The sequence below is a fragment of the Mycobacterium sp. TH-M103 genome (genome assembly GCF_057473785.1).
Window position 1 is genome coordinate 12475 of record NZ_JBYCLG010000061.1, and the last position, 23273, is coordinate 35747.

Sequence of the window (23273 nt, forward strand, 5' to 3'; positions counted from 1 at the left end):
CGCATGATCCACTGAAATCAGTGCTTCCCATTTCGCGTAAAAAGCCATCCCTTTTCGGTATGGTCTGCGACTTAATTCACAGCGGGTTTTTCGCCTTCTCTATTGCTTGCGCGCCATTGCCTTGAGTAACGTTTTCGGCATAGCGCCGACAGCGTTAGGAGGGGCCCGCCCGATGAACAACCTCCCACCGACGATGCGCCGGCCGGCCATGTCCGCGGCCGAAGCCGCTCCCGCACCGGCGCCCGGCACGGGCTTCGCCCCCGCCGCGTCGCACGGCCCAGCCGAGCCTCCGGCCGGTCCCGCCACAGGGGGGCGGGGTCTCACCGGAGTGGACGCGGCTGCGGCCACGGCGGCGGGTTCTGGCGCCACGGGCGCTGTGGGACCGATGGTGGTCAGTAGACCGCCACCGGCGGTGCCGGCAAACCACGTCCTGCCGCAAGTGGCTTGACCGGCGCCAGTTGGGGGGGAACCATGCCGATCCGACCGACGTCGGGTCGGCATGGCCCTTTCCGGGCGCGAACTAGGGATCCCGCGGCAGGCCCAGCAGCCTTTCGGCGATGATGTTGAGCTGCACCTCCGAGGTGCCGCCGTAGATGGTGGTGGCGCGGCTGGCCAGCAGGTACTCGCCCCACTTGCCCGGCAGCTCGGCGGTGTCACCGATCGCGGCGTCGGTGCCGAAGGACGACACCGCGAATTCGGCATAGCCCTGGCCGGTGCGCATCGACAGCAGCTTGGAAATCGCCGCCGAGGGCATCGCGTCACCACCGGCCAGGGTCAGCAGCGTGGAGCGCAGGTTGAGCACCTTGGCGGCATGCCCCTCGGCGATCAGCTGGCCGGCGCGGTGCTGGCCGACCTGGTCGAACTGGCCGTCGCGGACGAAGTCGACGAACTCGGGCAGGCTCGCCAGGAAGTTCGCGTCGCTGCTGCCCAGCGAAACCCGTTCCGCGGTCAAGGTATTGCGGCTGACCTCCCAGCCGCGGTTGGCCTCGCCGAGCACACACTCGTCCGGCACGAACACATCGTCGATGTACACGGTGTTGAACAGCGCGTTGCCGGTGAGCTCGCGCAGCGGCGTGACCGTGACGCCCTCGCTCTTCATGTCCAGCAGGAAGTACGTGATGCCGTTGTGTTTCGGGGCGCTCGGGTCGGTCCGCGCCAGCAGCGCGCCCCACTGCGAGAGCTGCGCGGCGGTGGTCCAGATCTTCTGCCCGGTGATGCGCCAGCCCCCGTCGGTGCGCGTCGCCTTGGTGGACAGCCCGGCCAGGTCCGACCCGGCGCCCGGCTCGGAGAACAGCTGACACCAGATCATGTCGCCCCGGAAGGTCGGCGGCAAGAACCGCTGCTTCTGCTCTTCGGTGCCGAACGCGACGATGGAGGGGATGATCCACGCGGCGATGCCGACCTGCGGCCGGCGGACCCGCCCGGTGCTGAACTCCTGGGCGATGATGACCTGCTCGACCGGGCTCGACGCCCGGCCCCACGGCTTGGGCAGATACGGCAGCACCCAGCCCGCTTCGGCGATCGCGATCTTGCGCGACTCGCGGTCCATCTCCTTGAGCGCGGCGACCTCGGACCGGATCTCGGCCCGCAGCTTCTCGGTATCGGGGTCCAGGTCGATGTCCACCGGGCGCATGCCCGTGGTGGTCGCCGTGTCCACGACCTTCTGCGGGTATTCGGTCCGGCGGCCGAAGCAGGCGGCCAGCATCAGCGCCCGGCGGTAGTAGACGTTGGTGTCGTGCTCCCAGGTGAAACCGATGCCGCCGTGCACCTGGATGCAGTCCTGGGCGCAGCGCTGCGCGGCCGCGGGCGCCAAAGTGGCCGCGACCGCGGCCGCGAACTCGACGTGGGAAGCCGCGATGTCCCAACCGTCTTCACCGGCTTCGCGCGCCTCGTCGAGGGCGCGGGCGGCATCCCACACCGCGGCGGTGGCCCGCTCGGTGTCGGCCGTCATCTCCGCGCACTTGTGCTTGATGGCCTGGAACTGGCCGATCGGCCGGCCGAACTGCTCACGGATCTTGGCGTAGGCCGACGCCGTGTCGGTGGCCCAGCGCGCCACGCCGACGGCCTCCGCCGACAGCAGGGTCGACATCAGCGCGTGCGCGGTGGCCATGCCCAGGTTGCTCAACAGGGCGTCGTCGCCGACCTCGACGGCGTTGGCGCGCACGTGGGCGACGGGGCGCAGCGGGTCGATGCTCTTGACCGGCACGATCTCGAGCTGCTCGGCGCGCAGCACCACCCACTCGTCGCCGCTGTCGATCGCCACCGGCAGGACCAGCACGGAGGCCTGCGCAGCCGCCGGGACGGCGCGCACCTCGCCGCGGATCACCAACGTATCGTTGTTCGGGCCGTGCCGGGTCGCGGTCAGTCCGGAATCGAGCGCGTAGGCGGCGATGGCCGCGCCGGAGGCCAGTTCGGATAGCACCTTGGCCCCGGCGTCGTGCGCGGAGATCAGTGCGCCGGCGATCGCGGACGGCACGAACGGGCCGGGCACCGCCCCATAACCGAACTCGGCCAGCACGATGGCCAATTCGAGGATGCCGAAACCCTGTCCGCCGACCGACTCGGATAGATGGACACCCTGCAGCCCCTGTTCGGCCGCCGCCCGCCAGTACGGCGGGGGGTTTTGCAGGGGCGAGTCCGGTGTGGTCTCCAGGGCCTCGTGCAGGACCTCGGACGGCGCCACCCGCGCCACCAGGGCTCGCACCGAATCGGCCAGGTCTCGGTGCTCAGGAGTTATCGCGATCGGCATTACGTGCCTTCCATTGCTTTGCTGGGCTTGTACTCAAATCTCGTGGTGAGGTATTCCCTCGCGGGTTACGGCCAAGCATCCTTCAATCTAGCCAACGGTCCCGCGGCGGGGTCAGCGGTCTCAACGCCAGCGTCTGGCGATGATGTCGGCCTGCTCGCTGCGGGCGCCCGGGGTGGTGAAGTAGTGGTCGCTGTCGATCGAGACCCGCTCTTTGTCGGTGCCGGCCAACGCGGCGTGGATGCGCCGGGCGTCGGAGGGCAAGACGCGGGTGTCGGCGTCGGCATTGATCACCAGCGCCGGGCAGGTGATGCGGGCCAGGTGCGGTTCGGCGCGGGTCTGGGCGGTCCGCAGACTCCACATGCCCTGCGCGGAGCGGTTGGCCTTGGCCGGGATGCCGGCGTAGCACGAGTTCGGTGCCCGCTTGCTCGGCTCGATCGCGGGATCGACCATGCGCGGATCGGCCGAGGTCCGCATCACGGCGAAGGTCGGTCGGAAAACCCCGCGGCACGAACGCGTTTGAGTTCCGACTCGGCCCAGTCGGTGATGGCGTGGTTGCGCGCGGCCTGTGCCGAGCGGTAGCGGGCGACGAACTCCGGCGAGTACGGGGGCCCGTTACGCTCGTCGAACAGGTCGAGGTCGGGATCGGTGGCGACCGGGTCGTTTCGTCGGCCACCGCGGCGTCCATCCAGGCGGTGAGCACCTCCGGCCGGCCGGGGTGACATTGGGCTCGACCGCCTGCGACTGGTATCCACCCCTTGCGTCTTGCGCAGCCAGCGCACACCGACGCCGATGTCGACCGGCGCGTGGTCGAGCGGGAAGCTGGACTCGAAGCCGCGAAACCTGTTGTCCCAGAACAGGAACCCGATGCCGCGGGTGGCCAGGTAGTCCGCCGGGTAATGCTCGGAGAAGTCGATCTGGTAGTGCGTGGCGATCATGGCCACCTTCGGCTTGCGTCCGATGCGCGGTGGTACGGGCCCTGACACGGATGGCCGCCGGCGCTGGCGCGCCGGGCGGTGGGTGAGGGTAGTCCGACGAATTCGCGGATGACCCCCGCGGCGGTGTGACGGCTCAATTCAGCGTCCCTCGGTGCAAGAAAGCGATTGGGATTGGTCATATCCCGGCCCGGTTCCGGCCGCAATCGGCATCGGGCGCACCTCCCCTTGGATCCCCTTGGATCAAGGCTGAATCCGATGTAGATTCAGATTTTGATCTTGGCCACCGAGTCCGACGCCGGGACCGAGGGGAGCCGCACGATGATCAAGCCGCACAACACCAACGGCGAATTCGAGCTCGACCGTGGACTTCTGCACCAACGTCCTGGGCATGCCGCTGATCAAGTCCCTCGATCTGCCCGACGGGCAGGGGCAGCACTTCTTCTTCGACGCCGGCAACGGCGACTGCGTCGCGTTCTTCTGGTTCGCCGACGCGCCGGACCGGGTCGCGGGGGTGTCGTCGCCGGGGGCCATCCCGGGCATCGGGGACATCACCAGCGCGGTGAGCAAGAGCGAGCGTCAGGTGTCGATCGTTCTACTTCCAGGATTCCGATGGCATCACGCTGGAATTCGCTTGCTGAATAAAGGAATTCGGGGCGAGTGACAAGCGGGCCGTGCCAAAGACCGCGGCCGACCGGAGATGACCGACGCCCAGATCGCGGCGCTGACGCACGGGCAATGCCGGGAACTGGTCTCCCGCCAGGAGCAGCCCCTGAGCGACGTGATCGATCCCGCCTTCCTCAACCGCGTGCGGCGTATCCGGTGGGTCTGATGATCGGCGGCTCGGTCGCGTTGGTGCCCTGGTCGGCCTACCTGTCCGTGACGCTGCCCCCGAACTACGTCGGATTCGATATCCTGCTGGTCGGGTTCATGCTGGCCACCGCGGTGCTCGGCTACCTGCGCCGCCGGCTGCTGGTGCTGGCCGCCTTCACCACCGGTGTGTCTGATCTGCGACGCGTGGTTCGACCTGGTGACCGCCGGGCCCAGGGACCTCCGGTTGTCGCTCGTCACCGTGCTGCTGATCGAGGTGCCATTGGCGGTGTTCCCGATCTTCGGCGTGCAGCGCGTCATGCCTCACGATGATGAGGTTGTGGCGGCTGGATCCGGGGATGTGCCTGTGGCGCCCTACCCCTTCGTCCCTGAGACCTCTTTTTCCCTGACCCGGTACAGGTTTGGTTCGGCGAGTTCGTCTAGCAGCGAGGCCAGCTGGTCGACGAGCTCGTCCGGCTCGAGCCGGACGTCGCCGGCCAGCCAGGCGCTGAGGGTCTGCCCGACGCCGCCGACCACGAAGTGCGCCGCGGCCTTGATGCGGTCGTTGGCCGGTACCTGCAGTGCATCGCCGACGTGCTGACCCGAGAGCATGGCGAACAGGGCGTTGGACTCAGCGCGTTTGCGCACCACGACCGGATCGGCTAGCTGGGTGCTGAACAGCAGGCGCCCGACGCGGGCGTCGCCGGCGACAGTGCGCACGATGTTGGCCATCCCCGCGCGGGTCTGCTGTGGCGCCGGTACCGCGGCCACCGCGGCCTGGGTGGTGGCGGCCAGATCGGCGACCACCCAGTCGAACACGCAGCCCACGAACGCGTCCTTGTCGGCGAAGCTCTCGTAGAAGTAGCGGGCGGCCAGGCCGGCGTGCCGGCAGACGCCGCGCACGGTGAGCGCCGAGATGTCCTGCCGCTCGGCCCCCAGCAGGTCCAGGCCGGCCGCCAGGAGCCGGGACCGCCGCGCGGCGACCCGCGCGGCGGCGTCGACGCCGCCGTAGGGTCGCACGCTCGACGCCTCGGACTCCCCGGCCACGGGCACCATCTTGACACCGGGCGCGACCGCGGACAATATCAGGAAACAAGCGTTCGCACATTCGGTGCGACGGGCGCCCCGGGAGGTCAAGCATGGCGATTCACCAGCCGGTTCGCCAAGCGACGCCGCACGTCGAACGCGCGGTCACCGACCCGCCCCGTCGCACCCGGCGGCGGGGGCCGGGGATGGACGAGGGCTTGATGGGCGTGGCCCTGCTGGCCGGCCCGGCCAACGTGATCATGCAGCTGGCCCGGCCCGGGGTGGGCTACGGGGTCATGGAGAGCCGCGTCGAAAGCGGCCGGGTGGACCTGCACCCGATCAAGCGGGCGCGGACCACCTTCACCTACCTCGCGGTGGCCACCGCGGGCAGCCCCGCGCAGAAGGACGCCTTCCGTCGCGCGGTGAACCGGGCGCATGCGCAGGTGTACTCCACCCCCGAAAGCCCGGTGCCCTACAACGCCTTCGACGTGGACCTGCAGCTGTGGGTGGGCGCTTGCCTGTACAAGGGCGGGCTCGACGTCCACCGCATCTTCGTCGGTGAGCTCGACGAGCGCGACGCCGACCGCCATTACCGCGAGGGCATGACGCTGGCGACCACGCTGCAGGTGCCGCCGCAGATGTGGCCGGCCGACCGTGCGGCCTTCGACCGGTACTGGCAGGAGTCGCTGGCCCAGGTGCACATCGACGACGCCGTGCGGGGCTACCTGTTCCCCATCGCGGCCGGGCGCATGCGCGGCGTCGTGCTGCCGGGCCCGTTACAGCACATGATGGACAACCTGGCGCTGCTGATCACCACCGGCTTTCTGCCGCAGCGGTTCCGCGACGAGATGCGGCTGCCGTGGGACGCCGCCAAGCAGCGCCGGTTCGACCGGCTGATGGGCGCGCTGGGCACGGCCAATCGTCTGATGCCGCGGTTCGTCCGACAGTTCCCGTTCAACGTCCTGCTCTGGGACGTCGACCGCCGGATCAGGACGGGCCGGCCCCTGGTCTGACCGCCCGCAGCGAGGCAAACCGCGCGAAGTCCCGGTCCAAAGTCGCCACGTCGCAGTGGTGTTCGACGGCGAGGGCCGCGAGTACGGCGTCGGGAATCAGGTCTCCGGAGGCGTCGGCCTCCTCGCAGGCGCGCCGCAGCAGCGCGAGGTGTCGTGGGCCGGGGCCCGTCGGCAGGTGGTGGGGCTGGGCGACGACTGCGTCGATGAATGCGAACGCCTCGTCCCGCGGCGTGGGGATCTCGAAGATACGACGGTTCGTCGCCAAGCGCAGAAACGACGCCCACACGACATTCGGCACCGTGAACTGGTCGTCACCCGCGAGCAACCGATCGAACCAGGGGCGGACGCCGTCGTGCTGCGGGTGGTCGCCGCGATGCGCGGCCAGCAGCACGTTGACGTCGAGCAGCAGCATCTACTTGAGGGCGTCGAGGTCGCGGCCCTCGTCGAGAAGCTCGGCCAGCGCGCGGTTGGAGGTCAGGTCGATCCCCGGCCGCGCGCCGGTGCCGCCCTGGAAAACCGGCACGGCCGGCCGGGCCGAGCCGCCCGGAACTGCGGCGAGTTCGCGGCGCAGGGCGTCCTCGATCACCGAACCCAGCGATTGACCACGCTCGCGGGCCCGGCGCTTGGCCGCTGCGAGCAGTTCGTCGGAGATCGACACGGTGGTGCGCATGATGACAACAATACCGCATCACAGGCATCACCGCTCTTCAGCTGCCGAACCGGAGGGGGCGGGGCGTCTTGTTGTTAACGACAACCATTGTCATTAAGCTTTCCGGCAGTGACCGGGAAGGGCGACTGACGATGACGGCACCGATCTGGATGGCCGCACCGCCGGAGGTGCACTCGGCCCTGTTGAGCAGTGGGCCGGGGCCGGGGTCGCTGATGGCGGCCGCGGGGGCATGGAACTCGCTGAGCGCCGAATACGCCACGGCCGCAGAGGAACTCACGGCACTGCTGGGGACGGTGCAGGCCGGCGCGTGGGAGGGGTCGAGCGCCGAGTCCTATGTGGGCGCCAATGCGCCGTATGTGACGTGGCTGATGCGGGCAAGCGCCGACAGCGCGGTCACGGCCGCCCAGCACGAGGTTTCGGCCGCCGCCTACACCGCCGCGCTGGCGGCAATGCCCACCCTGGCGGAGCTGGCCACCAACCACGCCATCCACGGGATCTTGTTGGCGACCAACTTCTTCGGGATCAACACCATCCCGATCGCGGTCAACGAGGCCGACTATGCGCGGATGTGGGTCCAGGCCGCCACCACGATGGCCACTTATCACGCGGTCTCGGGTACGGCGCTGGCATCCACGCCGCAAACCGGCCCGGCGCCGCCGATCCGCAAAACCGGAACGCCAAACCTGGCGCAGTTCTCGGCGGCGTCCAATCCGCTGCAGGGATTCGTGCAGCAGATCGAACAGTTCTTGCAAAATCCGCTCAATATCCAGCAGGACATTCTCAACATCCTGAACAGCAACATCCAGAGCAACAACCCGCTGGGGCTACCGCAGTGGTTCCAGAACATTCTGCAATCCGTCGGTGTCTCGAACACCCAGGTGGCGCACGACCCGACGATCGACCTCCCGTTCGACAACGTGATCGCCAACATCCTGCAGCACGTGGGCATCAATTGGGATCCGGCCGGCGGGACGATCAACGGGGCCACCTATGACACCTATGCGAACCCGGGTCAGGCGATGTACTGGGTCGCTCGCAGCCTCGAACTGTTCGAGGACTTCCAGAATTTCCTGGTGGACCTGACGCAAAATCCGGTGCTGGCGTTTCAGTGGCTCGGCAGCTGGCTTTTCTTCGACATCCCGACCCACATATTGGAAGTGGCGGCCTACGCGGTCAGCAATCCGGGGCTGGCCCTTGCCGCCCTCCCCGCCCTCGCTCCCCTGGGAGCTGTGGGCGGCCTGGCGGGGCTGGCGGGACTGGCCGCCGTCCACCCGGTCGCGGCCGTCGTGCCCACGCCGCCACCGCCCGTAATGCTGCCCCTGGCCCCCGTGGCCCCGACGATCGCGGCGCCGGCGGTGCCCGCCTCGGCGGCGGGCCCGGCGCCCACACCGTCGAGCCCGCCCGCTTCCCCGGGTTCCGCGCCGGCGCCGCCGCCCGCTCCCGCGTCCGCGGCGGGGTTCTTCCCTCCGTACGCGGTGCCCCCGGGCGTCGGATTCGATTCGGGAATGAGCGCCCGGGCGAGTTCGAGTGCGAAACGGAAAGCGCCGGAGCCCGACAGCGCGGCCGTCGCGGCCGCGGCGTCCGCGCGGGAAGCGGCGCGTGCGCGGCGGCGCAGGCGGGCGAAGCAGCCTGACCACGGCGACGAGTTCCTGAGCATGGACTTCGACGTCGAACCGGCCTGGGAAGCAACCTCGAACGGCGAGGCCATCGCCTCGGATCGGGGTGCCGGAGGCCTCGGGTTCGCCGGCAGGGCGCACAAGGACGCGGTCGGGGCGGCCGCGGGGCTGACCTCTCTGGCCGGCGACGGGTTCGGCGGTAGCCCGAAGGCCCCGATGATGCCGGGCACCTGGAATGCCGACGGCCGCCGGGGTGCCGGCGAACGGCGGGATGTCTAGCGCGGCTCGTCGGCTACCTCAGTTGCATCGACTCGAGTTGACCGCCCAAATCTGAAATGCGCCGAGCTGCTTCGGCAAGGGCGTGCTTTCCCATTCCCCGAGCTCCAGCCAATCGCGCAGGGCGGCCGCCTGGGCGTGGCCGGTGATGGGGCCGATCCAGTGCGGCGGGCCGCACGCCTCCCGTTCATTCGTGCAGGGCTGTACCACGGCCATGACGCCGCATCCGGCCGGTCGCGCCGCGCAGGTGAGCGTTCCCAGCATGCAGGCGGCGGAGACGAGCATGGCATGTGGGCAGCACCGGATTGTGGGCCGTAGTTCGTTGACCACCGAGAGTTCGAGGCCGCTCGCACAGGCGGCGCACACGATCACGGTGAAGGGACGGTCGGTGCCGCGGTGCGGGGCCGTCACCGGCTGACGCCCTGTCCCGGGTACGGGAGCAGCGCCATTTCGCGGGCGTTTTTGATGGCGGTCGCGACCTGTCTTTGCTGTTGGACGGTCAGGCCGGTGACCTGGCGGGAACGGATCTTGCCTCGTTCGGAGATGAACACCCGCAGCGTGGTGGTGTCCTTGTAGTCGACGGCGGTGAGCCCGAGGCTGGCGAGCAGGTTCTTCTTGCCGGACTTGAGGCCCGGCCGAGCGGGGCGACGCGGGCGCTGAGTTTTCTTGGCCATCACCAGCTCGCCTTGCGCACCCCGGGCAGCTGCCCGACATGGGCCAGTTCACGGACGCGTACCCGGGAGAGCCCGAATTTGCGCAGGTGCCCGCGCGGACGCCCGTCGACGGCATCGCGGTTGCGCACGCGCACCGCGCTGGCGTCGCGCGGCTGGCGTGCCAGCTCTGTTTGTGCCGCCGCCCGTTGCGCACCGGTGCTCGATGGTGAGCGGATGATCTCTTTGAGCGCGGCGCGGCGCTCGGCGTAACGCGCCACCACCGCGCGACGCCGATCGTTCTTGACGATCTTGGACTTCTTCGCCATGTTCAGCGCTCCTCGCGGAATTCGACGTGGCGGCGAAGCACCGGGTCGTACTTGCGCAGTACCAGCCGGTCCGGGTCGCTGCGCCGGTTCTTGCGGGTCACGTAGGTGTAGCCGGTGCCCGCCGTGGACCGCAGCTTGACGGTCGTGCGGATCTCGTTGCGCGCCATCAGATTCGCTGCCCTTCCCGGCGCAGCCTCGCCACGACGGCCTCGATGCCGTCGCGGTCGATGACCTTGATGCCCTTGGCGCTGACCCGAAGCCGAATCCGGCGGTCCTCCGACGGCAGGTAGTAAGTCTTGAGCTGGACGTTGGGGGACCAGCGCCGGCGGGTTCGGCGATGGGAATGCGATACCGCGTTACCGAAACCCGGGGTCCGGCCGGTCACCTGGCAACGAGCAGACACGGGCAGCCTCCTTGACCGCTTATTGAAAATCGTTTTCGACAAGCCTCGCCGGAGACGGTACCGTACAAGCAGTCTTAATGAAAATGATTACCAATAAGGAGGACGATGCGGACGCCCGTCATCCTGGTCGCCGGCCAGACACACACCGATCCGGTTGTGGGGAAGCTGCTGAGTAAGCCCGGAACCACTGTCGTCGAGCATCGTTTCGACGGTCACGTGGTGCGGCGAACCCTGATGACCCTGCGGGACGGCGCGATGAACAGCACCGAGTGCGGGCTGGAACTCGTACACGGCTGCGTGTCGTGCACCATCCGCAACGACCTCCTGGTGTTGCTGCGCCAGCTCCACCGCCGCGCCGACGTGGACCGCGTGGTGGTGCACCTGGCGCCCTGGCTGGAACCCGAACCGATCTGCGTGGCCATCGACCACGTTCGGGTGCGAGTGGGCCCGGGCTACATCGACGGGCCTGCGGCCCTGGACGTGGCGATCGCAGCCGTGGTCACCTGTGTCGACTCGGCAGAGTGGCTGAGCCAAGCGCTCGGCGACGACCTCCTCGGCGACGGACGCACCCAGGCTCAAGTGGTGGTCGGGCAGGGCGAATTCGCCGACGTGGCCGTCCTCAACCGGGCCAACCCCTTCGTTGTCTCCGTGTTGCGCCGTCTGTCGCCGCGCGCCCGCATCCGCGTGGGTGCCGACGGCATCGAGGACGCGCTGAACAGCTTGTACCGCGATGCGCGGCGGGGCCGAAGCGACGACCCGCACGGTCCACTGCTGGCCGGACAGCCACCCCTGGACTCGCGTGGCCCGATCAGCCTGGTCGAGTTCAATGCTCGGCGCCCCTTCCATCCGCACCGCCTGCACGCGTGCGTGGACCTGCTGCTCGAAGGCGTCATCAGAACACGGGGGCGCGTCTGGCTGGCCAACCGGCCCGAACACGCGATGTGGCTGGAATCCGCAGGCGGCGGAATGCGTGTCAGTTCGGCCGGCAAGTGGCTGGCCGCACTGACGGGTCCCCAACTGGCCGCCATCGATGCAGAGCGACGAGCCTTCGCCGAACTGGCCTGGGACGACCGTTACGGCGACCGGCACACGGCGATGACCATCCTGGTCTGCGGCGCGAGCGCCACCGACATCCTCGATGCCCTCCACGGCGCGTTGCTCACCGACGACGAGCTTTGTTCTCCTCAGGACTGGGGCCACTACGACGACCCGTTCGGCGATTGGCACGAAGACCCCTGCGGGGACCTGGCGGAAGCCGCCGAGGACAACCTCTCCCACGTCCGTGACGGGGATCGCTGATGAAGCCCGGGATTCACCCCGACTACCATCCCGTCGTCTTTCTGGATGCCACGACCGGGTCGATGTTCCTGACCCGATCGACGGTGACCGGTTCGCGCACCATCGAATGGGAGACGCCGCGCGGACTACGCACCTATCCCGTCGTAGTCGTCGAGGTCACCTCGGCTTCGCACCCGTTCTGGACGGGCAGCCGCCGGATCGTCGACAGCGCCGGGCAGGTGGAGAAATTCCGTCGCCGCTACGGCCGCGAAACCTGATGAGCGCCTAGCTGAACCGGTTCAGCCGTGTCGAAAGCCCTTGCCGGTGCGATCCTGTGGGTCGGGCTTCAGCCCCGGGAAGGTGGCCCGCAGCCGGTCCCACAATTCCAGCTGTCCCCACGCGGGCTCGTCGCGAAGCTGCTGGTCGTTGGTGAGGAACGGGTTCGGCAGCAGCAGCGTCATCATCTGTTCGTCGCGGCCGTTATCTGTTCGTCGCGGCCGTTGTGGAGCCGCACGCCCCACGAGGTGGGGAACCCGTCACCGCCGATCCGGCGATACAGCTCGGCGCGAGCGCATCGGCGGATACGGCCCAGCTCGGGTCCGCTTGCCCGGTGCTCGCCGATGCAGAGGTGAAAATGCCAGCGGCCGAAGTCAACCGTCACGTACCCGTCGTTCACCGTGATGCGCTCGGGTGCGTTGGGCGCCGCCACTTCCCAGGCCGCACCCTCGATCAGGGTGCCGAACCAGATATCTTCCCGGTACTCGCCGAAGCACACGGGGATCAGATCCAGCAGTCTTTGTTCGTCGGCCGGCAGCGACCAGCGCTGTTCCCGTCCGCCACCTTCGGTCTCGATCATCGGTGGGGTGGCGGTGTCGACGTCGGTCATGACGCTCTCCTTCCCGGTCGCGTCAGCGGCGTGCTGAAAGCTAATCCCGCCGAAGCCGCACCTGCAAGGTGCTGGCAGGTGCGGCTTGCGCAGGGCCGGGATGAGACACTGCTTCCCGTAAGGCGATGACGACGCAGGAAGCCGGTGTGAGTCCGGCGCGGTCCCGCCACTGTCATCGGGGAGCGACCCTCATAAGCCACGGCCACAGGCTGGAAGGCGAGGCGAGCGGCGATCCGAGAGCCAGGAGACTCGCGTCATCGCGTCCTGCTAGCCCGGGGCGGTGCACCCCGAGAAAGCTGACCGGTCATGAGGCTGCACGCCCTCTCCGGCGGCCCAGCCGCCCCGATCTGGATGGCCTCGCCTCCCGAGGTGCATTCGGCCCTGCTGAGCAACGGCGCGGGGCCCGGCCCGCTGTTGGCGGCCGCCGAATCCTGGCGCTCGCTGAGCGCTGCGTATGCCGCGACGGCCGACGAGCTGGCCGCGTTGTTGACCGCCGTGCAGGCGGAAAACTGGGAGGGCTCGACGGCTGGGGCCTATGCCGCCGCACATGAGCCGTACCTGGCATGGCTGATGCAGTCCGGCGCCGAGAGCGCCGCGAGGGCCGCCGAACTGGAAACCGCCGCCGCCGCCTACGCGACTGCCCTGGCCGCCATGCCGACGCTGGCGGAACTGGCTTCCAATCACGCCGCTCACGCTGCGCTGGCGGCGACGAATTTCTTCGGTATCAACACGATTCCGATCGCGCTCAACGAGGCCGACTACGCGCGGATGTGGATTCAAGCCGCCACCGTGATGGCCACGTATCAGGGTGTGGCCGGCGCGGCGGCGGCGGCGACGCCGCAGACCACCCCCGCCCCCCGTATCGCGAATTTTCGCCTGCCATCGGTATGGGATTTCTTCACGGGCGTAGACGATCTCATCGAGCAGTCCCTGCCGCCTGATCTCCGGCAATCGATCGGAGCGGTGTTCTGGTTCCTCGAAAGTCCTGCCAATCTGGCAAGCCAGCTGCAGTACAACTTTCCCACCACTGACATCCCGGCGATAACGTGGGCCGGCGCGTACCAGGAGCTTTTCGTGCAGGACCCCTGCTATTACGCCGCTTACTGGCCGACGGTCGTAGCGGCAGCGGGCAACAATCCCGAAATGCTGCTGTGGGTTTCTCTCATCTACGGAACGCAGATCGGCATCGACTACATGTGGGAAATTGCCCACGTCACTTATCTTCTGGGCGCAAATGGGCTCCTGACGCCGCTGGCGTCACCGCTGCTGGCCGCGCCGACCGGCGCGGTCGGGGGTTTTGCGGGGATGGCCGGTCTCGCCGGCATCGCGCCCCCGCCTGCGGTGTCCGTCGCGCCCCCCGCCCCGGTCGTCCCCCTCTTGAGTCCGCCACCGGTCTCGGTGCCGGCCCTCGCGCCGGCCACCGTCGCTGCCGTGACGCCGCTGCCGGCTTCGGTTCCAACGGCGCCCGCACCACCCCCGCACGCCCCACCATCACCGCCGGCGCCGCCGACTGCCGGCCCGGGCCCCTTTCCCTATCTGGTGGGGGCCATGGGCATGCCCGACCGGGCGGGCGCCGGTGCCGGTGCGAAGCGCAAAACGGCCGAGCCGGAAATCGCCACGACACCCGCGGCGGTCGCGGCGGCCCCGGAACAGTCCCACCGGCGCAGACGTCGACGGGTGGGTTCCCGGCAGCTCGGCCGCGGTTTCGAGTACATGGATCTTGCGCCGGACGCAGGGCCCGATGCCTCGATGGACTCGCTGTCGGACTCCACGGCGGCTTCCGGGCACGCGGCGGATACGTCGGGCATCGCCGGAACCGCTCACCGGGCGGGTTCCGGGCGGGCGGCGGGATTGATCGCACCGGGCGACGAGGCGTCCGGAGGCCGCCCGTTCCCGCCACTTTTGCCGGGAACCTGGGGCGCCGAGTCGGCACCACCCCCGGGGCCGCGCTGTCGGGCAGACAACCGCTGACGCTCTACTGGGAAAGGCCGCCACAGATCGTCGGCGTATTCTCGGTCCAATGCGAAGCGAAGGTGATACCTGGGACATCACAACAAGTGTCGGCTCCACGGCGTTGTTCGTCGCGACCGCGCGGGCGCTGGAAGCCCAGAAGCCCGACCCGCTGGCCGTCGACCCCTACGCGGAGGTCTTCTGCCGCGCCGTCGGCGGTCGCTGGGCCGACGTGCTGGACGGTAACGCCCCCGACCACGACCTCAAGACGGCCGACTTCGGCGAGCCTTTCGTCAACTTCCAGGGCGCCCGCACCCGGTACTTCGACGAGTACTTCCGTCGGGCCGCCGCCGCGGGCGTGCGGCAGGTGGTGATCCTGGCGGCGGGACTGGATTCCCGCGCCTACCGCCTGGACTGGCCGGCCGCGACGACCATCTTCGAGCTGGACCGCCCGCAGGTCCTCGACTTCAAGCGCGAGGTGCTCACCGAGCGGGGTGCTCAGCCGCGCGCGTTGCGCCGCGAGATCGCTGTCGACCTGCGCGACGACTGGCCGGCGGCCCTGCGGGACGGCGGATTCGATCCGGCCCTGCCCTCGGCGTGGATCGCCGAGGGCCTGCTGATCTATCTGCCGGCCGCCGCCCAGGAGCAGCTGTTCACCGGCATCGACGGCCTGGCCGGCCCCGGCAGCCACGCCGCCATCGAGGACGGCGCGCCGCTGGAACAGCGGGAATTCGAGGCCAAACGCGAGGAGGAGCGCGCCGCGATGGCCGCCGGCGAGGACCAGCGGCCCTTCTACCAGCTCGTCTACAACGAGCGCTGCGCGCCGGCCACCGAATGGTTCGGCAACCGGGGCTGGACAGCAAGCGGCGTTTCGCTGGCCGATTACCTCCGGCAGGTCGGTCGCCCGGTGCCCGGGCCGGAGACCGACGCCGGGTCGATGCTCGTCCGCAACACGCTGGTCAGCGCCGTCAAGGCGTGAGCGCGCGATAGCCGGGTTCGGCGTATCGCTGCGCGGCCGTCCGCATCTCGTCGGTGATCCGGCGGCGGTCGCCGGCAAAGAGGCGGCGCCCCTTGGAGTAGAAGCGGGCCGCTTCGGTCATGAGTTCGACTGCCGCCGAGTCAGTTTCGAGGCCGAAGTGCGGGGCAACGCGATTCCACGCCGCGGCGGGCAGGTCGGCGTAGTCGATGCAGAGCCGCCCGTGCGGATCGCTCGCGGCCGCCTCCAGCATCGCGCCGAGCGCGCGGGCGGCGAATTCGGCTCGCGACATGGCCGGCACCGAGGCCGGGTCGAGGCCGAAACGCCGTGCGGCACGCTGCGGGTGTGCCTGGAGACCGAGCCAGCCCGGCGGGTCGGCGAGCAGCGAGGCCAGCACGCGCGCCGGCTCGCGTTGGACCCAGACCCATGGTGTTTCGGGAAAGGCGGCGGCGAGCACACCCCGGCGGCGGATGTTCCAGCTGGTGCACTTGAGGACCAGTCGGTGTTCGTCGCCGTGCCGGCGGCGGCCGAGCGCCCGCACCACGAGCCGCACGAGTCGGACCAGCGTGGCCTCGTCGACCACGGCGGGCCCGAGCCCGAGCAGCGTGTTGAGCGGGGCCGGCTCGGCAACGACGACGACGCCGGGAAGGGTGCTCAACAGCCGGGACACGAGCGTGGATCCGCACCGGGAGTGATGAAAGACCATGCCGGCCGGCTCGAGCGACGGCTCGGTGTCGAGGGCGGCCATCGCCTGCAGCCCGGTCTTGACGAGCGGTCGGGCGGTCGGGCCGGCCGCCCAGCGGTTGACGGTCTGATCGAAGAACGGTTCGGCGAAGCGCTCCGTCGACAGATCGGCCCAGTAGACCGCTGGGGCGGACCCGGAGAAGTCAAGTCTGATCGGCGTCCAGCGGGCCAGGTCTGCGAGCTGCATGGGCGAGTTCACGGCGCGGCTTTTGCTGATCAGTTATCCGGCAACCGAACCAAGAATCCGCTCACCAGCAGCGAGCGGGCCAGCTCGACCTGCTGCCCCGCGCGCAGCCCGGGCAGGTCTCCGACCCGAAACGGCTGCACGCTTTTCGAGAGGAACCGCATCGCGGCCTCGTGGTCGGCGCCGGCCGTTATCGACACACTGGAGAATTGCAGCACCACGCCGCCGGATACGGTTTTCACCCACGAATAGAGCGGTTGGTACTTCGTGACCAGTGTCTGTCCATCGACTCCCGTCGCGTCGGAGATCGATCCGATCGGTGGACACCGGCCCCGGCGCACCAGGACGTCTGCCAGTACGTCGAGGCCTCCGGCGACGGCCCCCGGGTCCCCCAAAGCGCTGACGGCGCCGCGAAGCAGGGAATCCAGCGACGCTCGCACCCCCTGGTCGTCGAGATGTCGCGGCGGCAACTGGGCGTTCAGGCGATCATCGCGGAGACTCAGCGCGTGCAGGGCCCCGATGGCAAGCTCAACCGCCGTGGGGACGTGGACTCCGACCGTCAAGTGGACGGACGGTTCGGCGTCGGCATCGGCGGCGTGCACCAGACCTCGTGGCAGATACAGCACGTCGCCGGCTTCGAGCCGCAATTCGGTTGGCGACGCACGGCCGTCGGGGCTAACCGCCTTGTCACGCCGCTGCATCTCGTGAGGTGGGATGCGGATGCCGTCGTACAGATGCCATACCTTTGAACCGCCGACCTGCAGGACCAGCACGTCGTGGTCGTCGTAGTGCGGCACCAGCCCGCGTGACCCGGGCGGTGTGGCGTAGGCGTTCACCTGCACCGGAAAGTTCAGATCGGCCTCGATCGACTGGGCGAGCGAAGCGATCGCGCGCACGTAGCGCTCGACGCCGTCGGCGACGACCGTGAAGCCGTCGGCAAAGTCGTTTCGGATGCCGACGAGATCGAGCCGGCCGTCGCCGAGGCGGTAGCTCTCGGACCCGCTCCTCTTGTCTTTGCCCCGCATCAGGCGCACCGCCGTCGGATCTTCGCGGAAGAGCTTCAGAAGTTCCTCCAGCGCCGAAGGCCCGTGCAGCAAGCTGTCGAAGTAGCCGGCAGCTTGCCGTTTGACGTGGTAGTGCCTCGTCGTCCAGATCGTCTCGAGGAAGGTTTCCAGTTCCAGTGGCGCGATCAGCCATGCGAGCGACGGTTCGATAGCCAACCTCCCCCTGACGTCTTCGCGGCGGTGGTGGCGAGGTTAGCAAGGGCGGATGGGCGAAGTCTCCCTCGCGTCCCTCGCGGGGTCCGGTCCGCGTGGTCGCGGAACCGGGAACCCTTTTTTCGCGACCTACACAGGGGGCACGGCGAACGGACTCCCGCGATCGACGAAAGGGGGAGCGGCCCGATGACTTTTCAGGTGTTGCCGCCGGAGCTAAATTCTGCGCTGATCTACGCGGGTGCGGGATCGGCTCCGATGTTGCATGCTGCCGCCGCGTGGGACGGTTTGGCTTGCGAATTGGGCTCGGCGGCGTCGGCGTTCGAGTCGGTGACGTCGGGGCTGGCCAGTCAGTCGTGGCAGGGTCCGGCGTCGACGGCGATGCTGGCTGCGGCGGCTCCGTACGCGGGGTGGCTGAGTGCCGCGGCGGCTCAAGCCCAGGGGGTGGCCATCCAGGCGAAAGCCGTCGTCAGCGCGTTTGAGTCGGCCCTGGCCGCGACTGTGCACCCATTGGCGGTGGCAGCCAACCGCAAGACGTTCGCTCAACTGGTGCAGTCGAACTTCCTGGGGCTCAACGCGCCGGCGATTGCTGCCGCCGAGTCGCAGTACGAGGAGATGTGGGCTGCCGATGTGGCCGCGATGGTGGGTTACCACGGTGGGGCCTCGGGGGCGGTCGCCCAGTTGTCGTCCTGGCCGTCCCTCAACACCGGCCTGGGAAACATCGGCAGCTGGAACCTGGGTAGCGGCAACATCGGTAACACCAATCTGGGCAGCGGCAACATCGGTAACACCAACCTGGGCAGCGGCAACGTCGGCAACACCAATCTGGGCAGCGGCAACGTCGGCAACACCAATCTGGGCAGCGGCAACATCGGTAACACCAACCTGGGGCTGGGGAACGTCGGCAATCTCAACCTGGGCAGCGGAAACCAGGGCAACAACAACGTCGGCGGCGGAAACATCGGCTCGGACAACTTCGGGAGTGGAAACACCGGCAACGCCAACGTCGGCTTCGGCAACCTTGGCAGCAACAACTACGGCTTCGGCAACAGCGGCAGTGGCGACATCGGTATCGGGCTCGCCGGCAACAATCAAGTCGGCATCAACTTCGCCGGCCTGCTGAACTCGGGCTCCGGCAACATCGGCTTCGGGAACGCGGGCAGCGACAACATCGGCTTCTTCAACTCCGGCAGTGGCAACTTCGGCATCTTCAACTCCGGCAACGGCGACTTCGGTTTCGCGAACGCGGGCAACACCAACACCGGCTCGTGGAATGGCGGCAACTTCAACTTCGGCTTCGGCAACGCGGCCGACCTCAACGCCGGCTTCGCGAACGCGGGCGCGGGGAACGTGGGCTTTGCAAACGCGGGCAGCGGCAATTTCGGCCTCGGCAACGCCGGCCTGTTCAACGACGGCAATTTCAACTCCGGCGGCGGCACCTTCAACCACTCGGGCGGTGCGCCGGTGCCGCCGGGCGTCGGCACCAACACGGGCAGCTTCAATTCGGGCAACGTGAACACGGGCTGGTTCAACTCGGGCGACAGCAACACTGGCTTGTTCAACTCGGGCACCCTGAACACGGGCGTGGGCGGCACGGCGGACCTGACCGGGGTGGTCGCGAGCTCGGGCTACGGCAACTCCGGGACCGCGTCCTCGGGGTTCTTCAATTCGGGTGACTCGTCCTCGGGCTTGTCCAACAACGGCTCGCAGAGCGCCGGCCTTTTCAACACCGGCGACGTCCAGACGGGCCTTTTCAACACCGGCGGCTCCAACACGGGCTTTTTCAACCGGGACTATGACAACGTCGGCTTCGCGAACACCGGCTCGGACAATGCCGGCTTCGGACTCTCCGGCAGCGACAACAGCGGCCTCGCAGACTCGGGCGCCTTCGATGCGGGCGCGCTCAACCAGGGCGACTACCAGGCCGGCATTCTCGGACCCGGCCCCATCGCCACCCTGACGGGCAGCTACTGAGCGGGTGGACCCGTCCGCGTGTGCCTGCGAAACGCTGATGGGTTGACCGCGTGTGGGAACTTTTTCGCTTCGGTCGCCGACCACTCCCCGGGCGCACACGACAACGGCGCTCAACTGAACCCATGCAAGGAGTCCGTGCTATGACGCGACGGGTTGCTGCCCGAGCGTTTGTTCCGGCGGCGCCGCATTCGGCCGGGGACGGCTCTCAGTGACCGCGCCGATCTGGATGGCTTCGCCGCCGGAGGTCCATTCCGCGCTGCTCAGCGCCGGTCCCGGGCCGGGCAGCTTGCTGGCTGCCGCCGGGTCGTGGAATTCGCTGAGTGAGACTTACACAGCGGTCGCGGAAGAACTCCGCGCAATCTTGGCGGCGGTGCAGACCGGGGCGTGGGAAGGGCCGACCGCCGAAAAGTACGTGGCCGCGCACCTGCCCTACCTGATCTGGCTGATGCAGGCCAGCGCCGACAGCGCGGCCGCGGCTGCCCGGCACGAGAACGCCGCCGCCGCCTATGCGGCCGCGGTGGCCGCGATGCCGACCCTGGTGGAGCTTGCCGCCAATCATGCGATCCACGCGGCGTTGGTAGCGACGAACTTCTTCGGGCTCAACACATCCCGATCGTCGTCAACGAGGCCCAATACCTGGCGATGTGGATCCAGGCCGCAGCCGCGATGGCCCAGTACGCGTCGGCCTCTTTCTCGGCGGTGGCCTCGGCACCGCGAACCACGGCGCCGCCGCAAATCGTGAAGCCCATCCAGAGCAGCGACAACAGCGACACCGGCGGCGGCGTGAGCAACATCATCGACAACGATGCAGGCAACCCGTACCAGCTGAACTGGTGGACAAACCGAGTCCTCGAAGTCACGCAAACCCTGCAGCGCGACATACTGGAGTTTCCGCAAAATCCATCCGGCGCGTTATCCCAGCTGCAGTCCGACATTCCCGGGTTGATAGCCGACGAGGTGGGTCACGCGGCGGAGGCTTATGAGGCGTTCTTCCCCGAGATCAACGCGCTCGCGGCCGGCCTGCCGGCCGTCAACCCGGGTTTGTTCGGCTTGGCGGGCCTTGATGGCGTGCCCGGGACGCAGCTCGACGTGGCCTCTGCGGCGCCAGCCGCACCGCTCCCCGAGGCGTCCGGCGCACCGGTGGCCGGCAGCTCTCCGGCGGTGAGCACCGCCGCGGCGCCGGGCCCCACGCCGTCCCCGGCTTCGGCCCCGGCGGGCGCGCCCGCCTCTGCCCCCGCGGCCCCGGCGCCACCACCACCGCCGCCCCCGGGCGCCGGTGGTGGCGGCTTTCCCTACCTCGTGGACGGCCCGCACCTGGGCACCGGCACGGGAATGGCCACCGGCGCCCGGCGGAAGGCCCCCGAGCCCGATGTCGCCGCGGCCTTCGCGGCCGCCGGGGCCGCGGCGACGCAGCGCGAGCGGGCGCGCCGGCGCGGGCAGGCGGCGATGACGAGCCCGGACCGCGGCTACCGCTACGAGTTCCTGGCGTCCGGCGGGGGAGCGGGGCCCCTCGGCTTTGCCGGCGCAGCGTCTTCGGACACCGCCGTCGAAGCGGGCGGGTTGGCGACGTTGGCCGGTGACCGATTAGGTGGCGGGCCGTCGGTACCCATGGTCCCTGGTACCTGGCCGGCCGGCGATACCGCATAATGAAAACCATGTTCAGTAAGCCGCGCTTCGACTACTTTCCGAAAATGCGGATGAAGCCTGGCCATGAAATCTCATTTGCGGTAAGGAGTGGAAGGGGACCGGCGATCCGAGGGCCTGGACGCGTGGACAGTTAGCTTATGCAATGCTAACTTCAGGCAAGTTAGGTTAGGGAACACTGTGCACAGGAGAAGAAGCGGCCGTGGATCGCGGTGACACCGGTGTGCTGGCAGCGCAGCCCGCGAATTCCCCCTTCAACGGCAAGCCGAACGGCAGGGTCGACGGCGAGGTCGTCAGCCGGTTCGCGACGTGTTGCCGCGCACTGGGACTCGCGGTGTACGACCGGCAGCGCCCGGCCGACCTCGCCGCGGCGCGCTCCGGGTTCACCGCGCTGACCCGCATCGCCCACGACCAGTGCGACGCCTGGACCGGCCTGGCCGCCGCCGGCGACACGTCCCTGGGGGTGCTCGAGGCGGTTTGCCGCACCGCGCCCACGGCGGGTGTGCTGCAGCGTCAGGTGGAACTGGCGCCCGGCGCGCTGGGGTTCCGCTACGACACCGGGCTGTATCTGGCGCTCCGCGCCAGCACGCCCGACGATTTCGGCCTCGCGTACGCGGCCGCGCTCGCGCAGGCGGGGCGCCTCGCCGACGCCGCCGGCATCGTCGCGGGCCTCACCGAACGCCGGCCGGGCTGGCGCGCGGCCCGCTGGGTCGCCGTCGTCGTCAACTACCGGGCCGAGCGCTGGTCGGACGTCGTCAAATTGCTGACCCCCGTCGTCAACGACGCCGACCTCGACGAGGCCTTCGCGCACGCCGCCAGGATCGCGCTGGGCACCGCGCTGGCCCGGCTTGGCATGTTCGCCCCCGCGCTGTCCTATCTCGAGGAGCCCGACGGCCCGGTCCCGGTCGCGGCGGTCGACGGCGCGCTGGCCAAAGCGCTCGTCCTGCGCGCGCACGTCGACGAGGAGTCGGCCGGCGAGGTGTTGCAGGAGCTGTACGCGGCCCACCCGGAGAACGCACAGGTCGAACAGGCCTTGTCCGACACCAGTTTCGGGATCGTGACGACCACCGCCGCCCGGATCGAGGCCCGCACCGACCCGTGGGACCCGACCACCGAGCCCAGCGTCGAGGACTTCGTCGACCCCGCCGCCCACGAGCGCAAGGCGACACTGCTGGCCGAGGCCGAGCGCCAGCTCGCCGAGTTCATCGGCCTGGACGAGGTCAAGAACCAGGTGTCGCGGCTGAAGAGCTCGGTGGCCATGGAGCTGGTGCGCAAGCAGCGCGGGCTGCAGGTCGCCCAGCGCACCCATCACCTGGTCTTCGCCGGCCCGCCCGGGACCGGTAAGACGACCATCGCCCGCGTGGTGGCCAAGATCTATTGCGGGCTCGGTCTTTTGAAGCGGGAGAACATCCGGGAGGTGCACCGCGCCGACCTGATCGGCCAGCACATCGGTGAGACCGAAGCCAAGACCAACGCGATCATCGACAGCGCGCTGGACGGCGTGCTGTTTCTCGACGAGGCCTACGCGCTGGTGTCCACGGGAGCCAAGAACGACTTCGGCCTGGTCGCCATCGACACGCTGCTGGCCCGCATGGAGAACGACCGCGAGCGGCTGGTGGTGATCATCGCCGGATACCGGGCCGACCTGGACAAGTTCCTCGACACCAACGAGGGCCTGCGGTCGCGGTTCACCCGCAACATCGACTTCCCTTCCTACGCGCCGTCGGAGTTGGTGGAGATCGCGCACAAGATGGCCGAACAGCGCGACAGCGTCTTCGAGCGGGCCGCCCTCGACCACATGGAGGCGTTGTTCTCCAAGCTGGCCGCGGAGACGACGCCCGACTCCAACGGCATCTCGCGGCGCAACCTCGACATCGCCGGTAACGGCCGGTTCGTGCGCAACATCGTCGAACGCGCCGAGGAGGAGCGGGAATTCCGGCTCGACCATT

At 69.0% G+C, this 23273-nt stretch carries 21 protein-coding genes, 4 pseudogenes and 1 riboswitch; of the genes and pseudogenes, 11 read left to right on the forward strand and 14 right to left on the reverse strand.

From position 1 onward, the window contains the following. Positions 1 to 520 precede the first annotated feature (520 nt). A complete protein-coding gene (locus tag AC2VOR_RS03320; RefSeq protein WP_369741034.1) occupies positions 521 to 2749 on the reverse strand; it encodes an acyl-CoA dehydrogenase family protein in 2229 nt (742 codons plus the stop codon). A gap of 120 nt (positions 2750 to 2869) precedes the next feature. After that, positions 2870 to 3863: pseudogene (locus AC2VOR_RS03325) on the reverse strand (alpha/beta hydrolase). Positions 3864 to 4002: 139 nt separating this feature from the next. On the opposite strand from AC2VOR_RS03325, the pseudogene AC2VOR_RS03330 reads away from it, so the two are divergent. Together AC2VOR_RS03330 and AC2VOR_RS03335 are read left to right on the forward strand one after the other, a co-directional pair. Further along, positions 4003 to 4385, forward strand: a pseudogene (locus tag AC2VOR_RS03330) (VOC family protein). Then, positions 4382 to 4901, forward strand: a pseudogene (locus AC2VOR_RS03335) (hypothetical protein). Before AC2VOR_RS03330 ends, AC2VOR_RS03335 begins: the two co-directional pseudogenes overlap by 4 nt. Here the strand turns inward: AC2VOR_RS03335 and AC2VOR_RS03340 are convergent. Continuing rightward, positions 4867 to 5538, reverse strand: a complete 672-nt coding sequence (locus AC2VOR_RS03340) for a TetR/AcrR family transcriptional regulator (RefSeq protein ID WP_369741033.1) — start codon at positions 5536 to 5538, stop codon at positions 4867 to 4869. The pseudogene AC2VOR_RS03335 and the gene AC2VOR_RS03340 overlap by 35 nt on opposite strands. Before the next feature lie 92 nt (positions 5539 to 5630). Between AC2VOR_RS03340 and AC2VOR_RS03345 the strand changes: the two genes are divergently transcribed. Beyond that, entirely contained in the window at positions 5631 to 6530 is a 900-nt protein-coding gene (locus AC2VOR_RS03345; RefSeq protein WP_369741032.1) for an oxygenase MpaB family protein, read from the forward strand. Here the strand turns inward: AC2VOR_RS03345 and AC2VOR_RS03350 are convergent. Beyond that, positions 6505 to 6942 (reverse strand): type II toxin-antitoxin system VapC family toxin, encoded by a 438-nt coding sequence (locus tag AC2VOR_RS03350; RefSeq protein WP_369741031.1) that lies wholly within the window; start codon positions 6940 to 6942, stop codon positions 6505 to 6507. The genes AC2VOR_RS03345 and AC2VOR_RS03350 overlap by 26 nt on opposite strands. Beyond that, complete coding sequence (locus AC2VOR_RS03355; RefSeq protein WP_369741030.1) at positions 6943 to 7200, reverse strand: ribbon-helix-helix protein, CopG family; 258 nt, start codon at positions 7198 to 7200, stop codon at positions 6943 to 6945. A gap of 131 nt (positions 7201 to 7331) precedes the next feature. Here AC2VOR_RS03355 and AC2VOR_RS03360 point away from each other — a divergent pair, with 131 nt between their 5' ends. Then, positions 7332 to 9095, forward strand: a complete 1764-nt coding sequence (locus AC2VOR_RS03360; protein ID WP_369741029.1) for a PPE family protein — start codon at positions 7332 to 7334, stop codon at positions 9093 to 9095. A gap of 18 nt (positions 9096 to 9113) precedes the next feature. Here the strand turns inward: AC2VOR_RS03360 and AC2VOR_RS03365 are convergent, their stop codons facing one another. From AC2VOR_RS03365 to rpmB, 5 genes are read right to left on the reverse strand one after another with little or no spacing between them, the layout of a single operon-like run. Then, complete coding sequence (locus AC2VOR_RS03365) at positions 9114 to 9503, reverse strand: hypothetical protein (RefSeq protein ID WP_369741028.1); 390 nt, start codon at positions 9501 to 9503, stop codon at positions 9114 to 9116. Further along, positions 9500 to 9766, reverse strand: a complete 267-nt coding sequence (gene rpsR / locus AC2VOR_RS03370) for a 30S ribosomal protein S18 (RefSeq protein ID WP_369741027.1) — start codon at positions 9764 to 9766, stop codon at positions 9500 to 9502. The genes AC2VOR_RS03365 and rpsR overlap by 4 nt, the downstream gene beginning before the upstream one ends. Continuing rightward, positions 9766 to 10071 carry a 30S ribosomal protein S14 gene (rpsN, locus tag AC2VOR_RS03375; RefSeq protein ID WP_369741026.1) on the reverse strand — a complete coding sequence of 102 codons (306 nt, stop codon included), beginning with the start codon at positions 10069 to 10071 and terminating at the stop codon, positions 9766 to 9768. The genes rpsR and rpsN overlap by 1 nt, the downstream gene beginning before the upstream one ends. A 2-nt stretch (positions 10072 to 10073) precedes the next feature. Further along, positions 10074 to 10238: a 50S ribosomal protein L33 gene (rpmG, locus tag AC2VOR_RS03380; RefSeq protein ID WP_369741025.1), complete on the reverse strand. Its 165-nt coding sequence runs from the start codon at positions 10236 to 10238 to the stop codon at positions 10074 to 10076. Further along, positions 10238 to 10474: a 50S ribosomal protein L28 gene (gene rpmB / locus AC2VOR_RS03385; RefSeq protein ID WP_369741024.1), complete on the reverse strand. Its 237-nt coding sequence runs from the start codon at positions 10472 to 10474 to the stop codon at positions 10238 to 10240. The genes rpmG and rpmB overlap by 1 nt, the downstream gene beginning before the upstream one ends. Before the next feature lie 105 nt (positions 10475 to 10579). On the opposite strand from rpmB, the gene mrf reads away from it, so the two are divergent. After that, a complete protein-coding gene (gene mrf, locus AC2VOR_RS03390) occupies positions 10580 to 11773 on the forward strand; it encodes a ribosome hibernation factor-recruiting GTPase MRF (RefSeq protein WP_369741023.1) in 1194 nt (397 codons plus the stop codon). Further along, complete coding sequence (locus tag AC2VOR_RS03395; RefSeq protein ID WP_369741022.1) at positions 11773 to 12030, forward strand: type B 50S ribosomal protein L31; 258 nt, start codon at positions 11773 to 11775, stop codon at positions 12028 to 12030. The genes mrf and AC2VOR_RS03395 overlap by 1 nt, the downstream gene beginning before the upstream one ends. Before the next feature lie 21 nt (positions 12031 to 12051). Here the strand turns inward: AC2VOR_RS03395 and AC2VOR_RS03400 are convergent, their stop codons facing one another. After that, positions 12052 to 12213, reverse strand: coding sequence for a DUF7676 family protein (locus AC2VOR_RS03400; protein ID WP_369741021.1), 162 nt, complete (start codon positions 12211 to 12213; stop codon positions 12052 to 12054). Continuing rightward, on the reverse strand, positions 12213 to 12638 hold the full coding sequence (locus tag AC2VOR_RS03405; RefSeq protein WP_369741020.1) for a DUF7676 family protein: 426 nt from the start codon (positions 12636 to 12638) through the stop codon (positions 12213 to 12215). The genes AC2VOR_RS03400 and AC2VOR_RS03405 overlap by 1 nt, the downstream gene beginning before the upstream one ends. Before the next feature lie 91 nt (positions 12639 to 12729). After that, positions 12730 to 12909: riboswitch (cobalamin riboswitch) on the forward strand. A gap of 35 nt (positions 12910 to 12944) precedes the next feature. Here AC2VOR_RS03405 and AC2VOR_RS03410 point away from each other — a divergent pair. Continuing rightward, complete coding sequence (locus AC2VOR_RS03410; protein ID WP_369741019.1) at positions 12945 to 14609, forward strand: PPE domain-containing protein; 1665 nt, start codon at positions 12945 to 12947, stop codon at positions 14607 to 14609. 49 nt (positions 14610 to 14658) lie between these two features. After that, positions 14659 to 15567 carry a class I SAM-dependent methyltransferase gene (locus AC2VOR_RS03415; RefSeq protein WP_369741018.1) on the forward strand — a complete coding sequence of 303 codons (909 nt, stop codon included), beginning with the start codon at positions 14659 to 14661 and terminating at the stop codon, positions 15565 to 15567. Here AC2VOR_RS03415 and AC2VOR_RS03420 read toward each other — a convergent pair. After that, positions 15557 to 16507, reverse strand: coding sequence for a hypothetical protein (locus tag AC2VOR_RS03420; RefSeq protein WP_486963201.1), 951 nt, complete (start codon positions 16505 to 16507; stop codon positions 15557 to 15559). The two genes, AC2VOR_RS03415 and AC2VOR_RS03420, sit on opposite strands and share 11 nt — an antisense overlap. Before the next feature lie 17 nt (positions 16508 to 16524). Continuing rightward, on the reverse strand, positions 16525 to 17712 hold the full coding sequence (locus tag AC2VOR_RS03425; protein WP_369741016.1) for a cupin domain-containing protein: 1188 nt from the start codon (positions 17710 to 17712) through the stop codon (positions 16525 to 16527). 183 nt (positions 17713 to 17895) lie between these two features. On the opposite strand from AC2VOR_RS03425, the gene AC2VOR_RS03430 reads away from it, so the two are divergent. The 3 genes and pseudogenes from AC2VOR_RS03430 to eccA all read left to right on the forward strand — a co-directional run. Continuing rightward, the gene (locus AC2VOR_RS03430; RefSeq protein WP_369741015.1) at positions 17896 to 19680 is read left to right on the forward strand and encodes a PPE domain-containing protein; all 1785 of its coding nucleotides are present in this window, start codon (positions 17896 to 17898) and stop codon (positions 19678 to 19680) included. A gap of 208 nt (positions 19681 to 19888) precedes the next feature. Further along, positions 19889 to 21327: pseudogene (locus tag AC2VOR_RS03435) on the forward strand (PPE domain-containing protein). A gap of 199 nt (positions 21328 to 21526) precedes the next feature. After that, positions 21527 to 23273 (forward strand): type VII secretion AAA-ATPase EccA (gene eccA, locus AC2VOR_RS03440; protein ID WP_486963202.1); only part of this gene is annotated, 1747 nt, incomplete at its 3' end.

Bases quoted from the DNA above. Each gene is read 5' to 3' on its own strand.
- AC2VOR_RS03320 (WP_369741034.1), bottom strand. From the start codon at position 2,749: ATGCCGATCGCGATAACTCCTGAGCACCGAGACCTGGCCGATTCGGTG.
- AC2VOR_RS03345 (WP_369741032.1), top strand. From the start codon at position 5,631: ATGGCGATTCACCAGCCGGTTCGCCAAGCGACGCCGCACGTCGAACGC.
- AC2VOR_RS03350 (WP_369741031.1), bottom strand. From the start codon at position 6,942: ATGCTGCTGCTCGACGTCAACGTGCTGCTGGCCGCGCATCGCGGCGAC.
- AC2VOR_RS03355 (WP_369741030.1), bottom strand. From the start codon at position 7,200: ATGCGCACCACCGTGTCGATCTCCGACGAACTGCTCGCAGCGGCCAAG.
- AC2VOR_RS03360 (WP_369741029.1), top strand. From the start codon at position 7,332: ATGACGGCACCGATCTGGATGGCCGCACCGCCGGAGGTGCACTCGGCC.
- rpsR (WP_369741027.1), bottom strand. From the start codon at position 9,766: ATGGCCAAGAAAACTCAGCGCCCGCGTCGCCCCGCTCGGCCGGGCCTC.
- rpsN (WP_369741026.1), bottom strand. From the start codon at position 10,071: ATGGCGAAGAAGTCCAAGATCGTCAAGAACGATCGGCGTCGCGCGGTG.
- rpmG (WP_369741025.1), bottom strand. From the start codon at position 10,238: ATGGCGCGCAACGAGATCCGCACGACCGTCAAGCTGCGGTCCACGGCG.
- mrf (WP_369741023.1), top strand. From the start codon at position 10,580: ATGCGGACGCCCGTCATCCTGGTCGCCGGCCAGACACACACCGATCCG.
- AC2VOR_RS03395 (WP_369741022.1), top strand. From the start codon at position 11,773: ATGAAGCCCGGGATTCACCCCGACTACCATCCCGTCGTCTTTCTGGAT.
- AC2VOR_RS03400 (WP_369741021.1), bottom strand. From the start codon at position 12,213: ATGACGCTGCTGCTGCCGAACCCGTTCCTCACCAACGACCAGCAGCTT.
- AC2VOR_RS03405 (WP_369741020.1), bottom strand. From the start codon at position 12,638: ATGACCGACGTCGACACCGCCACCCCACCGATGATCGAGACCGAAGGT.
- AC2VOR_RS03410 (WP_369741019.1), top strand. From the start codon at position 12,945: ATGAGGCTGCACGCCCTCTCCGGCGGCCCAGCCGCCCCGATCTGGATG.
- AC2VOR_RS03415 (WP_369741018.1), top strand. From the start codon at position 14,659: ATGCGAAGCGAAGGTGATACCTGGGACATCACAACAAGTGTCGGCTCC.
- AC2VOR_RS03430 (WP_369741015.1), top strand. From the start codon at position 17,896: ATGACTTTTCAGGTGTTGCCGCCGGAGCTAAATTCTGCGCTGATCTAC.